Source organism: Nitrospirota bacterium, from assembly GCA_040757335.1.
In the GTDB taxonomy this organism is placed as follows: Bacteria; Nitrospirota; Nitrospiria; order 2-01-FULL-66-17; family 2-01-FULL-66-17; genus JBFLXB01.
This window is the reverse complement of the sequence record JBFLXB010000010.1, coordinates 1-13637: the sequence shown is the minus strand read 5'-3', so window position 1 is coordinate 13637 and position 13637 is coordinate 1. Positions and strand designations below refer to the sequence as shown.

General features: G+C 62.3%; 15 protein-coding genes. All 15 read right to left on the bottom strand.

The window, feature by feature from the left end; all coding sequences use genetic code 11:
• Position 1: 1 nt before the first annotated feature.
• Positions 2–481 (bottom strand): NADH-quinone oxidoreductase subunit B family protein, encoded by a 480-nt coding sequence (locus tag AB1451_07240; GenBank protein MEW6682704.1) that lies wholly within the window; start codon positions 479–481, stop codon positions 2–4.
• Positions 472–843, bottom strand: a complete 372-nt coding sequence (gene ndhC / locus AB1451_07235; protein MEW6682703.1) for an NADH-quinone oxidoreductase subunit A — start codon at positions 841–843, stop codon at positions 472–474. The genes AB1451_07240 and ndhC overlap by 10 nt, the downstream gene beginning before the upstream one ends.
• A gap of 122 nt (positions 844–965) precedes the next feature.
• Positions 966–2147, bottom strand: a complete 1182-nt coding sequence (locus tag AB1451_07230) for an SAM-dependent methyltransferase (protein MEW6682702.1) — start codon at positions 2145–2147, stop codon at positions 966–968.
• A gap of 33 nt (positions 2148–2180) precedes the next feature.
• A complete protein-coding gene (locus tag AB1451_07225; GenBank protein MEW6682701.1) occupies positions 2181–2354 on the bottom strand; it encodes a hypothetical protein in 174 nt (57 codons plus the stop codon).
• 24 nt (positions 2355–2378) lie between these two features.
• Entirely contained in the window at positions 2379–2801 is a 423-nt protein-coding gene (gene dksA / locus AB1451_07220; protein ID MEW6682700.1) for an RNA polymerase-binding protein DksA, read from the bottom strand.
• A gap of 100 nt (positions 2802–2901) precedes the next feature.
• Positions 2902–3177 (bottom strand): PEGA domain-containing protein, encoded by a 276-nt coding sequence (locus tag AB1451_07215; GenBank protein ID MEW6682699.1) that lies wholly within the window; start codon positions 3175–3177, stop codon positions 2902–2904.
• Positions 3178–3370: 193 nt separating this feature from the next.
• On the bottom strand, positions 3371–4126 hold the full coding sequence (locus AB1451_07210) for an HAD-IIA family hydrolase (GenBank protein ID MEW6682698.1): 756 nt from the start codon (positions 4124–4126) through the stop codon (positions 3371–3373).
• A 9-nt stretch (positions 4127–4135) separates the two neighbouring features.
• Complete coding sequence (locus tag AB1451_07205) at positions 4136–4951, bottom strand: hypothetical protein (GenBank protein MEW6682697.1); 816 nt, start codon at positions 4949–4951, stop codon at positions 4136–4138.
• A 25-nt stretch (positions 4952–4976) separates the two neighbouring features.
• Positions 4977–5834, bottom strand: coding sequence for a DNA methylase (locus AB1451_07200; GenBank protein MEW6682696.1), 858 nt, complete (start codon positions 5832–5834; stop codon positions 4977–4979).
• 3 nt (positions 5835–5837) lie between these two features.
• On the bottom strand, positions 5838–7133 hold the full coding sequence (locus AB1451_07195) for a DNA methyltransferase (protein MEW6682695.1): 1296 nt from the start codon (positions 7131–7133) through the stop codon (positions 5838–5840).
• Between the two features lie 297 nt (positions 7134–7430).
• On the bottom strand, positions 7431–7928 hold the full coding sequence (locus AB1451_07190) for a YajQ family cyclic di-GMP-binding protein (protein ID MEW6682694.1): 498 nt from the start codon (positions 7926–7928) through the stop codon (positions 7431–7433).
• Positions 7929–7958: 30 nt separating this feature from the next.
• Positions 7959–11009, bottom strand: coding sequence for an ATP-binding protein (locus AB1451_07185; protein ID MEW6682693.1), 3051 nt, complete (start codon positions 11007–11009; stop codon positions 7959–7961).
• Positions 11002–11856 carry an ABC transporter permease gene (locus AB1451_07180; GenBank protein ID MEW6682692.1) on the bottom strand — a complete coding sequence of 285 codons (855 nt, stop codon included), beginning with the start codon at positions 11854–11856 and terminating at the stop codon, positions 11002–11004. Before AB1451_07180 ends, AB1451_07185 begins: the two co-directional genes overlap by 8 nt.
• Positions 11853–12806: an ATP-binding cassette domain-containing protein gene (locus tag AB1451_07175; GenBank protein MEW6682691.1), complete on the bottom strand. Its 954-nt coding sequence runs from the start codon at positions 12804–12806 to the stop codon at positions 11853–11855. Before AB1451_07175 ends, AB1451_07180 begins: the two co-directional genes overlap by 4 nt.
• Before the next feature lie 272 nt (positions 12807–13078).
• On the bottom strand, positions 13079–13637 hold a 559-nt coding region (locus AB1451_07170; GenBank protein ID MEW6682690.1), incomplete at its 5' end, for an outer membrane lipoprotein carrier protein LolA.

Genomic DNA, 13637 nt, shown 5'->3' with positions numbered 1-13637 from the left:
CCTAGGCTTTCGTCAATACCTTGCGCTGCATAATCTTCTGTTGCAGCTTCAAGATCCCGTCGAAGAGGGCTTCAGGGCGAGGCGGGCACCCGGGGACGTAGATGTCCACCGGGACGATCTGGTCGACGCCCTGCACGACCGAGTAGCTGTTGTAAATGTTCCCGGACGTCGCGCACGACCCCATCGAGATGACGTACCGAGGTTCCGGCATTTGGTCGTAAATCCGGCGGATGATCGGCGCCATCTTGCGGCACACCGTGCCGGCGACGATCATCAGGTCCGACTGGCGGGGCGACGCGCGGAACACGCCGGCGCCGTAGCGGTCGATGTCGTGCCGGGCCGACACCGAGGCGATCATTTCGATGGCGCAGCACGCCAAGCCGAACGTCATGGGCCAGAGCGAGGACTTGCGCGCCCAGTTGATGACGGAGTCCACTTTCGTGGTGATCAGCGTGGAGTCGAGCGCGCCGCCTACTCCCATTCCAACGCCCCCTTTTTCCACGCGTACACGTAGCCCACGAGCAGGATGGCGATGAACAGCACCATTTCCACCAGCGCGTAGAGGCCGATCTGGTTGAACACCACGGCCCACGGAAACAGGAACACGGCTTCGATGTCAAAAATGACAAAGAGCATGGTGATCACGTAGTAGCGCATCGGAAACGGGATGCGCGCATCCGAGAACGGTTGGACGCCGCTTTCGTAGGGCTGGAGCTTGTCACGATAGGGGTCGTGCGGCCGGACGAACGACGCGACAAAGAGTTGGGCGAACCCGAACACCGCCGCGATGCCGGCGAAAATCAGAATCGGCAGGTACTGCTGAGGAACGTACTCTCCAGGCACGGGACCTCCTCGGAGACGAAATACCGATTGCCGGCTCTGCCGCCGTGACCACACTTCCGGCTGTAGAGCAGGGGTGACATCTTAATCGACTGCTGTTTTGAGTGTCAAGCAGATTCGACGGCTTATCGGGCGGTTGCGGGGCCGAGCCGGCCGGCTCGGCCCGAGCCCAGGGAGAGGCCCAGGAGGCGGCTCGGGGGCACGCCCTTGCGTTGGATCAGGACCTTGAAGAGGCGACCCATGTCGTGCGGGTCGAGCAGGCCGCGAATGCTCGCCAGCGTGCGCTCACGCTCGGCTGCGTCGGTCGCAGCGGCGAGCAGCCGCTCGGCCGCGTCGTGCGCGCCCAAGCCGAGCAAGAAGCTCGTCTGATCCGCAAACCCCTCCACCTCCAGATCGGCGCCCCGGCCCGCCCATGCCAGCGTGGTGAAGTCCACGTGCGCGGTCAGATCCTGCCGCCCGATGCGTTCAAAGAAGGCCTCGCCGGCCCGGTGTTGATGATACGCCAACAACGTGCCCCGCCGACGGCTCGAATCGTACAATTCATCCGCGGGATATCCGTAGTCGATCGTGAGCACAAACCCCCGGCGCAGCGATCGCCCGACCGCGCGCATCCAATCGATCGCCGCGAGATTGATCTCCGCCTGCTGCCCTTCGTCCAGCGTGACGCCCACGCGATCCAGGTAAGCGGCCAAGGCGGGTGTCGAAGGAGTATCGACTCGCTCCGCCACGCCCTCGCCCGCCGCATCGACGAAGATCTCTTGGAGCCGGCCGTCCTTCTGAACCACGCGGTGCACGGGAAACGCGTCCACCAACTCGTTGGACAACACGCACCCGTCGAGCGGCTCCGTCGGCAGCCCGTCCGCCCACTCCACGCGCCCCGAAGCCAGAACCGGTTCGAGCAGAAGCCGCTGCCGCGCGATCATCGCGGGACTCCTCTCGACGATCAGGTACCTCCACGCCGGCAGGTGCGTCGCGTGAACCAGCGCGTGGACGATATCGAACGCCAGCGCGCCCCGGCCTGCGCCCTGTTCGATGAACGTGACGGGCAAGGGCCCGAGGCGTTCTGCCATCTGGACCAGTTGTTTGGCGATGAGCTCGCCGAACAGAGGGTGCAGATTGCTGCTCGTGTAATAATCCCCGCGCGGCCCGATCCGCTCCGCATCGCGCATGTAGTAGCCCGCGCCTGGCGCGTACAGGGCCAATTCCATGAAGCGGGCGAACGTGATGGCGCCGCGGCGCGCGATCTCGTCGCGGATCAAGGCCAGGACTTCGGGATCGTGCTCAGACGCGTCTGACGGGTCGGACATGTCCGAGTATGGAGATCGGTTCGCGCAGGTCGATCAGCGCCGATCCGATGACCCCAGCGCGAGCGAAAAGAGGATAAGGGAGATGAAAAACAGGATCGCCGCGATCGGCAAGGCCCAGAACGTAAAGCTGAGCGTGATCGCGACGTAAAACCCCAGGATCGCCACGATCACCATCAGGCAGCCGCCGAGATTCTTGGCAGCGCTCATGCGGCGGGAAAACCAGCGGTGGGACTACTGACGAACCTTTTCGTCCTCTTCCTGCTTGGTCTTACACTCGATGCACAGCGTGGTGACCGGACGAGCCTTGAGGCGCTTGATCCCGATCTCGCCGCCGCACGACTCGCACACACCGAACGTGCCGTTCGCCATCCGCTCCAGCGCCTCGTCGATCTTTTTCAGCAGCTTCTGCTCGCGCTCTTTGAGCCGCAGCATGAAGTTCTGATCCGTCACCGCGCTCGCCTGGTCGCCGAGATCCGGGAGGTTCTCGGCCCCGTAGGTAATGCCTTGCCCGATCATCTCCCCTGCGTCGGACAGCAACGCCCTGCGTTGCTGCTCGAGCGCGTCACGAATCTCCGCCAGGTCGCGCTCCTTCTCGGAGGCGGCCGCCTTGGGGGATTTCTTGGGTTCAGTCTTGGTTTTGGTGTCCTTGGGCATCAGGGTCCTCGTCAGGCGACCACAGTTTGGGTAAAACGAGCCGTGATGTTAACAAACCTATTCCGGCCAAGTCAAACCGGCCGTCTGTGGCTCCACGCGGCTATCGGGTCTCGAAACGAACCACCATGGGCTTTTCCGGCGACGTCCCGGCGAGGGTGATCCGTCGTTCTTTGGGACGAAAGTTTTGAGGCGGAGCGAGCAAGCTGACCGTGTGTTCGCCGGCAGGCAGTTCGATCACTTCGTCGGTTCGGCCCACGTTCCGGCCATCCACAGTGACCACGCGCGTCACATTGCACGCCACGAACAGATATTGCACGCCCGCAATCGCCGACGCCTCTCCAGACGACGGACCTACGGCAACAGGAAACGATTTCATACCCGACGCTCCCCCGCTTCCAGCCGGCGCAGACCGCGCTGCGCACAGCCTCGGTCAGATTGAGAGGGCGATGCTAGACAATCTCGCCTCGCCAGTCAAGGGGGATGTGGGTGCTTGAAAGGTCGCGCCGACCGCCGGTGAGCGCGCTGGCGCCTCGAGTTGCTCGATCGGGCGGGACAAGCACCGGGCGGGGTTACAACTCGATCGCGCTGACCGACTCGACGATCCGAGCCGGGCGATAGGGAAAACGGTCCACGTCTTCGCGCCGCGTGACGCCGGTCAACACGAGGATGGTCTCCATGCCGCTCTCGATCCCGGCGACCACGTCCGTGTCCATCCGGTCGCCGACCATCACCGCGTTTTCGGAGTGCTCCTGGAGCTGGTGCAGCGCGGTCCGCATCATCAAGGGATTGGGCTTGCCCACGAAGTACGCGTGGCGTCCGGTGGCCTTCTCCATGAGCGCGACCAACGATCCGGTGGCGGGAATGATGCCGGATTCGGTGGGCCCCGTGACGTCCGGATTCGTGGCGATGAACCGCGCGCCGTCGTTGATCAACCGGATGGCTTGGGTGATGCGCTGGTGGTCGTAGTGCTGGGTGTCCCCGACCACGACATAGTCCGGGTGATACTCGGTCACCACGTACCCCACGTCGTGCAGCGCGCCCATGAGCCCGGACTCCCCGATCACGAACGCCGTGCCCTTGGGCCGCTGGCTGTTGAGAAACCGCGCGGTCGCCAGTGCCGACGTATAGATATGCTCCGCCCCGACGCTGAGGCCGATCTGCTTCAGCCGATGCTCGAGGTCTTTGGGCGTGCGCTCCGAGTTGTTGGTCAGCACCAGGAACTTCCGCCCCTGCTGGGTCAGCCTTTCAATAAACACATCCGCCCCCGGCACCAACTGCGGCCCCCGGACCAGGACACCATCCATGTCGATGAGGAAACTTTTCACGGCTTGTTCTCAGGTCGAGCACCGTTTGGCGTAACGAAAGATCGGAGTGTCCGTTTCTTGAAGAACCTTAAGAGCCTTCGCGACAGCACTTACACTTAAATTCGCGAACCCTACTGCCATCGACAGGATGTGCCACTTCTTGTCATAAGTGAAGTCTGCCAGCCTCCTGTGACCGGAATGGGTTTCAAATATCTTGTCCGGCAGATAGACATTGACGGAAGCCCCACAGTTATTCACACGCCTGAAGAACGCACGAGCCATCCCGGCGAAGAAAGAGTGCCTGTCCATAGCCCCTGGGGTAGTGGCACCTTCCTGAATCAGAAGCACATTGTCGCTTACGGCAAATGAGTGGTAATGCACAAGACAATCCCTCAGATCAATCAAGTATGCGAGGAGAGCGTTGCCCCGAATCTCTTCATACAGAGGACAGTTAGTCTCGCCCTTTAACACCGCGGTCACGGACTTCGGAATCTCGCCGAACCTGGTCGTAAAGGCCGGGGCAACATAGTGCCGCAAGTTGTCCAGGACAATACGAGCGAGCACTACGAGTGCATAAAACTCGAAAAACATTCTCTGTGAGTCGGGCGAATACATCACGACCGCCTCGGCACCTGTAGCTACCCTCGCAGCCGCCTCTTCCACGAAACGACGGTATTGTTCGTAGAATCTCTCGCAATGATAGTGGATACCGCAGATGTGCCATTCTGCCTGACGAGCCAAGAGAGTGTGCTCCGGCCTAGAATCGATGACGCTGCAAACCATATCGATTGCATTTGTGGTCATATGGGCCAGTTCGGGTTCGATATCTTCGATGCGTCTCAACATCCATCATCAATACGGTAAGGGATCTTCAATATTTCTTGAGGAAATCCATCGCCGCGGTTTTTTCTGTAAATTCGGCCATGACCTTGTCGCCGTTGTTGTAGCGAATGTGAACTTCGTATTTGAAGACAGGGCCCTGCACGGATGCGGATTCGTAGGATGCCAGGAATTCGATGGCCTCTGTGATGGATGAACATTCTGTTTCGCGACCGTGCAAAGGGATGACAATGACTTTGTCGATTCGCCGCGTCACGGTCTTCTCAAGTACACCCAAGAAATTAGCGATGTCCCTCTCGTGCTTCGTGACGAGATGCTCTGCGACGCCTCGTTTTGCCTTCTTACTCAGGTTTTTCCAGCGGCTGATCTTCTTACGGAACTCCCTCTCCCGAGTATCCTCATCAAAATTTGCGTCAACACCCACCGTTTGGAAAGCCTCGACGATGGAGCGGTATGGAAAGAACAGGACTTGGAAACCAAGCGACTTCAGTTGCGTCAGCGCCCCCTCGGTGAAAACGCCAGCAAGAATGGCGCCAGTAAACGGACAACTATATTTGTGCGTCAAGGCCAGGACTTGTATTGCACCCTGAATCTCCTGTGCTTTGTTCCGCGAGTGCTTCGTATATCGGCGCCACGCCGTCTCGATGAACGCCACCGGTGCACCCCTGCTCCCATCCGTCCCCCCACGTTCGAGGACAAAGTCCAGGTCGTGGGCATTGCCATAGAGATCGGTCCACGTAACCTTCTTCCCGTCTCTGGCCTTGCGCGGGCCTTTCTTGTCCAAATACAAACCGTGTTCAAGAGCGAATTTCCGCAGGTGAGGTTCAATCGCCTCTTCGAGGACGTTTCCGACGATCTGGCCGAACGTGTGTGCAAGCGATTCAGCCACGCGTCACGCCTCGATCCAAAGCAATCCTTCTTTCAGTGGAACACGGTGTTTTCGGTTCTTCCACTTGATATTTCGATCTCGGAGCTTCTCGAATTGATAACGCTTAAACCCTGCATCTAGGGCCAGTTCGCCAATCCATGCTTCGACGGGGCAGTAGACACCATACGGAGCTGAGTCGCCAATGACCCAACACATGCGGGCTCCTGGCTTGCAGACTTGCCGCAACTGGCGCAGTACGAGGCTGATGTCGCGACAATAGGCCGCGATCATCGTGTGGTAGTGCTTTTTCCCCCCGTAGTTTTCTCGAACTGTGGAAAGCCGCCGAACCACTTTTGCGAGTTCGTCTCTGATTGGCTTGACCTCCTCGGTTGCCAATAGGGCTTCGGGTTTCAACCGCTCACGTGACGAGTGCTGAGACGATGAGACGATAAGGTGCTTGCGTACGGCTTCATGGATGTCGCCCCAGCCGCTGACCTCTCCCCAGAAGGTCATTTCAAACCGCAAGGCGTCGGCGTAATCGTAGTTGTTCGCGTAAGGCGGAGACGTGATGACGGCATCCACTTCTTGATTGATTGATTGGGACAGATTCCGGGCATCTCCGGCGATAACTTGTGCTTTGGATTCAATCACACGGCGTTGCATCCATCGCATGTCAGACTTCATCATCTCGATTTGCTGCTGAAATGCGACCAAAGGTGCTAGAACCTTGCTCTTGGTCTTATTGGGGAGGATGTACTGCCATTGTGCGGTCCCCGCTTTTGACGTCGGCCGTAGAATTGCCGTCAGCGCAAGCCAGACGAGTTCGGATTCAGGTGATTTGTCCTGCAGTGCTGACCACGATTCTTTCAAGCCAGTCAGGACCGCAAGCGCGTTTTCATCGAAACTGCGCTGTATTAAGGGCGCGTAATCGGACGCCTTGTGCTTCAGGCCACACCCCCGGTTCAAAACTTCCTCAGCAAATTTGGCGACACGATCAACGGGTGTAGTCCACAACAACTTTGTCCTGCAAATGCGGGCGACAATAGGATGAGCTTCTATTCCCACGCTCTCGATTCCGAGCGTATCGCACACCACCGGAACCGTGCCGGAGCCTACGAATGGATCGAGGACCACGCCTCCAGTCTTAATCCCCCAGTCTGCCAGAACTTGCTCGACCCACTGCGCCGCAAAACCAGCCGAATATCGGAACCACCGGTGAACCGGCAGGGACAGGTTGTCAACAAAAGTGCCGGATCTCGATGTTTTGAGATCCACCGAGTATTCGGCAGACTCCTCAAACAATGTCAGTTGTGCTTGCATCTCAGCAAATTAGGTGGGCTTTAGCCGCTCGTTTTAGATGTTAGCTTGCGCTCGGTCCAGGAATAGAACGAATCGAACTCGAAGTCAACAACGATTCCTCGCCAACCGGGGTAAGTCGCGACAGAAACTGCTCATCAAAAAATAGAGCTGGCATCTAAAATTTAGTCGATCGACTAAATTTAGGTCATCGACTAAATCGTTATACGCATCCCTTCCGGCGATGGCATCCTGCACCGGAACAGCTTCCCGGCAAATCGCAGGTGAGGTCCCGTTTTCGTCGAGGCAGCTGACTCGTCGTCACCGGTAGTTCGTGAACTGCAGCGGAATCCCGAAGTCTTTCCCCTTTAGGAACGCGATGACCGACTGCAGTTCGTCGCGGCTCTTGCTGGTGACGCGGAGCTGGTCGCCCTGGATTTGGGCTTGGACTTTGAATTTCGCGTCGCGGATGGCTTTGCTGATGTCTTTGGCTTTTTCGGACGGAATGCCTTGCGTGATGGCGACGCGCTGGCGCACGGTGCCAGCCAGCGCCTGATCGACTTTGCCGTAGTCGAGCGCTTTGAGGGACACCCCGCGTTTGACCAATTTGTTCTGGAGAATGTCGGTCACACTTTTCAGCTTGGCCTCGTCGTCCGAGATCAGCACCAGCGCGGTTTCGTTCTCCTCCAGCGTCACCTTGCTCTTGCTGCCTTTGAAATCGAAGCGCTGGGTGATCTCCTTCATGGTCTGATCCAGCGCGTTTTTGACTTCCTGGACGTTGACCTCGGAGACCACGTCGAATGAATTCTGATCAGCCATCAGAGCACCTCCTTGGGCTTGCCTCGTCGCTTAACTCTCAGGCTCCCCCGCTGCCCGCGCGTCGGTCTGCCGGTTGGCTCCCCGAGCCGCGCGTTCGGCGGCTTCGACCCGGTTACCCCCGCCCTGCTTGGCGCGTCTGAGCGCGCGACGGGCCGAGGTCAACACGTCTTCCGCGGTCTCGCCGTCCGTGAAAAACGTCGCCACCCCGCCGCTCACGGTCACGGAAAAGCCCGCGTTTCCACCGGCTCCGCCGGTTTCGAGCCCTCGCACCGCGAACGTCGATTCGGTGATCAGGCGCCGCAGCTTCTCCGCCACGAACTGGGCGCTCTCCTTCGAGGTTTCCGCGAGCAGCACCGCAAACGTGGCGGGTCCGTATCGGCAGATGGGGTTGACGGAGCGGGTGTGCCGACGCAGAACGTCGGCCAGCTCCCGCAACAGCCGCTCGGTTCTGCCCCCGTCGCCTGCTTCGGCCCGCGCCGCCGCGTCGGGCTCGAACAAGACGACCGAGAACGGCCGGTGGAGCCGCCAGGCCCGTTCCACCTCTTCCACCAGACAGTGATGAAGGTAGCGTCCGGTGTACAACCGCGTGGCGTGATCGACCAGGCCCGCGCGCTCCGGCAACGCGCGCTCCAACCGGTAGCACGCGCCCACCAACTCGTCCCGGAACAATTCGCCGCCGGCCGAGGCCAGACGGGCCTGCGTGGCCAGGCGGGCCCACGCCCCGGTCTCGGCGTGATCCGGAACCGCGAGCGCCAGAGGCACCGCCCGCGCGGCGGCGTGCGACGCGAGGCGCTGCGCGAGCGCAAACGGGTCGGCGCACCCCACATCGAGCAGGAGCAGGTCCGGCGCGAGTTCGCTCGTCATGTTCACGGCTTCGTCCGGGTCCGCTCGCTGAACCGCCACCCCGTCCGCCCTGAGCGCCTGCCGAAGGGCTACGCCCGCGTTGGCGTCGGTGACCACCAGCACGGTAATCGACCGCCGCCTGACCGCGCCCAAGACCCCGCACGCGCGGAGCACCGCCCGCAGGGATTCCGGCGTCACGGGTGACGGCACGACGCCGACCACGGCCACGGCACACGCGCGGATGCCGTCGTCGGACACGCCCAACAACACCGCCGGCACGTCCGGCGCGGCCCGCAAGGCGCCCAACGACGCGCGCGCCGCGACCTCCTCCCGCGCGTCGATCACCACCGCAAACGGCCTGGCCGGCCGCGCCCGCAACGTGGCCAGGCCATCCGATGTCATGGCTTCCACTTCGTAGCCTTCCGGTTCCAGGCTTTGGCGCAGCCGCGCTGCGATGCGCGGCGACGCGGTCACGAACTTGGGGGTACGCCGCGCATCGATGGTCCGGGCGGCCGCGGTGGCGACCAACGACTCCATCACCGACTCCATGATGCTGGGCTGCCGGGCCGGAACAGGCTGCGGCGTTTCCGGCATCCGCCCCAGCGGCAACCGCACGGTAAAGCGGCTGCCCTCCCCCAGGCGGCTCTCCGCCCAGATCCGCCCGCCCTGCAGCTCGACGAGCCGCTTGGTGATGGCCAACCCGAGCCCGGTTCCGGGGTGATCCCGCGTCGGGCTGCCGTCCACCTGGTGAAACTCGTAAAAAATGCGTTCCAGATCGCCCGGCGGGATGCCGATGCCCGTGTCTTCGACGCGCACCTCCACCGCCTCTGGCGCATCGGACGCGGCCCGCGCGCGCACGCTGACCGTGCCGCCGGCGGGCGTGAACTTCACGGCGTTGGACAGCAGATTCAGGAGGACTTGTTTGACCAACCCCTCGTCCGCGAACGCCACCACCGGCCCCTCGTCGGCTTCCACGTCCACGGCGAGGTGAAGGTGTTTCTTGGCGATCAGTGGCCGCACCGTGTCGGCCACCGCCTCGAGCAGCGGTCGGAGGTCAAAGTCCGCCGCGCGCCAGGGCGTCTTCCCCGCTTTGATCTTGGAGAGGTCCAGCAGGTTGTTGATCATGCCGAGCAATTCGCGCCCGCTGTCAAGCATGGTGCGCACGTAGCGCTCCTGCTCTCCGTTCAAATCGCCCGGGATGCGTTCGAGCAGCAGTTCCGCGAATCCGATGATCGCGGTCAGCGGAATCCGCAGTTCGTGTCCTACGTTGGAAAGGAACTCGGTCTTGAGCCGATTGAGTGCTTCGGACTCCTTGGCCATGGCGCACGCGCGCTCGTACAAACCCGCGTTCTCCAGCGCCGTGCCGATCTGGTTGCCGATGGACGTGAGCAATTGGAGATCCTGCGGGGTGAACGTGCGGGGGTAGCGACTGGCCACGGCCAGGGTGCCGACCACGTGGTCCTTGGCCGTGATGGGCACGCACGCGGCCGACCGGAAGCCTTCACGAAACAGCGCCGCCTCGCCGGACTCGCCCAACCCCTCGAACTGCGCATCGGCCACCAAGGGCGCCCCGTGCGCCGCCACACGGCCCGACAACCCCTCGCCGATGGGGCAGACGGCCGCCGCCTCCAGCACCTCGGCGGGCACGCCGCGCTGGGCGCGCAGCCTGAGCCCCTGCTCGTCCAGCAGCCGGATAAACGCGGCTTCGAGGTTGAGGACGACGGGCAAGCGGTCCAGCACGCTCCCCAGGATCTCGTCCGGATCCAACGAGCGGTTCGCGGTGACCGCCACGGTATGCACGGCGGTCAGAGCCAGCGTCCGGTCGGCCACGGTCTGCTCGAGGGTACGCCAGGACTCCGCCAACCGCCCCGCCATGGCGTTGAACGCCGAGGCGAGTTGCGCGAGGTCGTCGGCCGCGATATCCAGCCGGTGATCAAGATCCCCGTCGCCGATCCGGCGCATGCCCTCCCGCAGCCCCGCCACCGGTCCGGCCAACCGGCGAGACAGCGCGACGGCGAGCCACGCCACCGCCCCGGCCAACGCCGCGTACAGCGCGATGGCGGCGCCGGCGCTCCACGCCATCCACTCCTGGGATGCCGTGAGCCACGCGGCGAACGCGATCGTCGGCGGCGCGAGGCCCGCCACCAACAACGCGGAGGCCAGCGTGCGTTGGAAACCCGACCCGGGCGTGGTATCGCGTCGCCGCGCCCCGCCGCGCGGTCGTTGGTCGTCAGTCACGAGATTCAAACCCCCTCACCGCGAGCGCCAGCATCGCCACCCCGAATACCCCCATCACCACCAAATCCTGAAGAACGCCGTAGCGGTGAAAACCGATGACCACCGACCTCAGCGCGTCCACCCCGTAGGTGAGAGGGTTGAGCGTGACGAGCACCGTCATCCAGCGCGGCAGACCGTCCACCGGGAACATGGCGCCGGAGAGAAAAAACATCGGCAGCGTCAGAAAGTTCATGATCACGGTGAACCCCTGCATCGACCGCATGCGGGAGGCCGCCGCGATCCCCATCGCGGTGAGGGAAAACGAGATGTACAGGAGCAGAGGGAGCAGCGCCGCGGCCGCGGCCCACGAAAAGTGGACGTCCAGAAAGGGCGCGAACAAAAGCATCAAGCACCCTTGGAGCATCGCCACGGTGCTGCCGCCCAAGGTCTTGCCCACGGACACTGCGGCCCGCGAGATCGGCGCAACCATCACCTCCTTCAAAAACCCGATCTCCCGGTCCCAGATGATCGAGATGGCCGAAAACACCGATGTAAACAGCAGGGTCATCGCGATGATGCCCGGGTAGATGAAGGTCAAGTAGTCCGGCACGCCCGGCGCGAATTCCCGGGAGGAGGTCTCGACTCCGAACGCGTGGGGAATGCCCTGGCCGATCCCGGTCCCGAGCAACAGCAGGAACAACGCGGGCTGTACCGTGGCGCCGATGATGCGGGGTTTGTCCCGCCAGAACTTCCGCACTTCTCGGAGCCAGATCGTGTAAATCCCGGTGAGGTCGTCCGCCCACCGACTGGAGGTGGCGCCGAACACCGGCGCCGGTCGGAGACGCCCCGTCGACGGGGTCGCGCTCACGAGTCCCTCCGAGCACCGTCGCCTTCGCTCCGAAGGTGCCGCCCGGTTTTTCGAAGGAACACGTCTTCCAGCGTCGGCCGCGTGAGGTTCACGCTGGTGACGTCGAACGGCGCCTGCCGGACGAACGCGGGGAGGAATTCCTCGCCGTTTGGGACCTCGAACGACAGCTCGCGCTCCCGGACTTTGACCGGCGACAACCCGCGCGCGGCCAGGTACGCCATGGCCTGGTCGATCTGATGCGTGGTCACCGCGATGCGGTCGCCTCCCGCGGTCTTCTTCAACCCCAACGGCGTGTCGAGCGCCACGAGCGTGCCGTAGTCGATGATGGCGATCCGGCGGCAGTGCTCGGCCTCCTCCATATAATGGGTCGTCAGAAAGATCGTAATTTCCTCCGTCTCCTGCAGCTCATGGATATAGTCCCAGATGAGGCAACGGGTTTGAGGGTCCAGTCCCAGGGTCGGCTCGTCCAAAAACAGGATACGGGGGTGATGGATCAGGCCCCGCGCGATCTCGAGGCGTCGCTTCATCCCTCCGGAGAAGTTTTTGACCAGATCGTCCTGCCGACTCACCAATTCGACCATCTCCAACATCCGGTCGATCCGGGCGCGCGCCACGTCGAGCGGGACGCTGTACAGCCGGGCGTGAAACTCCAGATTCTCTCTGGCGGTCAGCCGTTCGTCGAGACTGGGATCCTGGAAGACCAACCCGATCGATTTGCGCACGAAGTGCGGCTGCGTCACGATGTCGTACCCGTTGAGAATCGCGGTGCCCGAGGTCGGGCGCAGCAACGTGCACAACATCCCGATGGTGGTCGTCTTTCCGGCGCCGTTTGGGCCCAAGAAGCCGAATATCTCGCCCCGTTCCACGGCGAACGACACGTCGTCCACGGCCGTGACCGGTCCTTTCTTGGTTTGAAAGATGCGCCGGAGGTGGCGCACATTAATCATCATTACGGAGTGCCTTTTGCGGTCTTCCCCGACGCCGGCCCGTCGGAGCCTGTTCAGGAACAGCCAGATGCCCCCTTCGGGGACTCCCGACATTGCCATGCCCCAAGGTGGGTCGCAAGGCGACGCGAGCACCGCACCGGAGCGTACTGTGTGCGTACGTGAGGAGCGGAAAGCGCTTCGCGCGGATTTCTCGCGCTGGCAATGGTCCGTTCCTCTCGCTTGGCGAAGCAAGCGCAGCGGCAACGCCGCAGATGACCGCTCATGGACAGGCTCCCCTACCGGAGCGTCGGGGTCTCGACCACTTCAATACCCGAAGGCACTGTAAATGAGAACAATGATGCGTCAAGTCGCGGGTTGACCGCGAGCTTGGAAAACACGAACGAGGAGACGTTGCCGTTCTTCGGATACAGCGCCACCGAGGTGACCACCCGGCGCTCCACGTCCACGCCCACCGTCACGTACTCCAGCTCCGCCGCCGGCTGTTTGGGCACGAGCCGCAATCGATACTCTCCCTCGCGGCGCGGGGACGCCGGGTCTTCCCAGGCTACGGCGAAGTCTTGGTCCAACCGCTCCAAGGTCATCAACAGGTGCAGCGGAATCTGGTCGTCGTTCTCCGGCGCCAGCGTGCTCACGATGACCTGTTTGTGGGCCGGGATGTAGTACTGGATCCGCCGGTCGTTGACGTAGATCTGTTGGTTGCTCGGCTCCGTGTAGTCCCACCGCATCTTGCCCTTGGCCAGGTACAACTTGCCCTTGGATTGCAGCGTGGTGGCGAACCCCGGGACTGTGGTGGACTGGGAAAAATCCGCGGAGAGGTCGGTGAGCGCCTGATAG

Excerpts from the sequence above, each read along its gene's own strand:
- AB1451_07175 (MEW6682691.1), bottom strand. The coding sequence starts at position 12,806 with ATGATGATTAATGTGCGCCACCTCCGGCGCATCTTTCAAACCAAGAAA.
- AB1451_07230 (MEW6682702.1), bottom strand. The coding sequence starts at position 2,147 with ATGTCCGACCCGTCAGACGCGTCTGAGCACGATCCCGAAGTCCTGGCC.
- AB1451_07205 (MEW6682697.1), bottom strand. The coding sequence starts at position 4,951 with ATGTTGAGACGCATCGAAGATATCGAACCCGAACTGGCCCATATGACC.
- AB1451_07195 (MEW6682695.1), bottom strand. The coding sequence starts at position 7,133 with ATGCAAGCACAACTGACATTGTTTGAGGAGTCTGCCGAATACTCGGTG.
- dksA (MEW6682700.1), bottom strand. The coding sequence starts at position 2,801 with ATGCCCAAGGACACCAAAACCAAGACTGAACCCAAGAAATCCCCCAAG.
- AB1451_07215 (MEW6682699.1), bottom strand. The coding sequence starts at position 3,177 with ATGAAATCGTTTCCTGTTGCCGTAGGTCCGTCGTCTGGAGAGGCGTCG.
- AB1451_07225 (MEW6682701.1), bottom strand. The coding sequence starts at position 2,354 with ATGAGCGCTGCCAAGAATCTCGGCGGCTGCCTGATGGTGATCGTGGCG.
- AB1451_07190 (MEW6682694.1), bottom strand. The coding sequence starts at position 7,928 with ATGGCTGATCAGAATTCATTCGACGTGGTCTCCGAGGTCAACGTCCAG.
- AB1451_07240 (MEW6682704.1), bottom strand. The coding sequence starts at position 481 with ATGGGAGTAGGCGGCGCGCTCGACTCCACGCTGATCACCACGAAAGTG.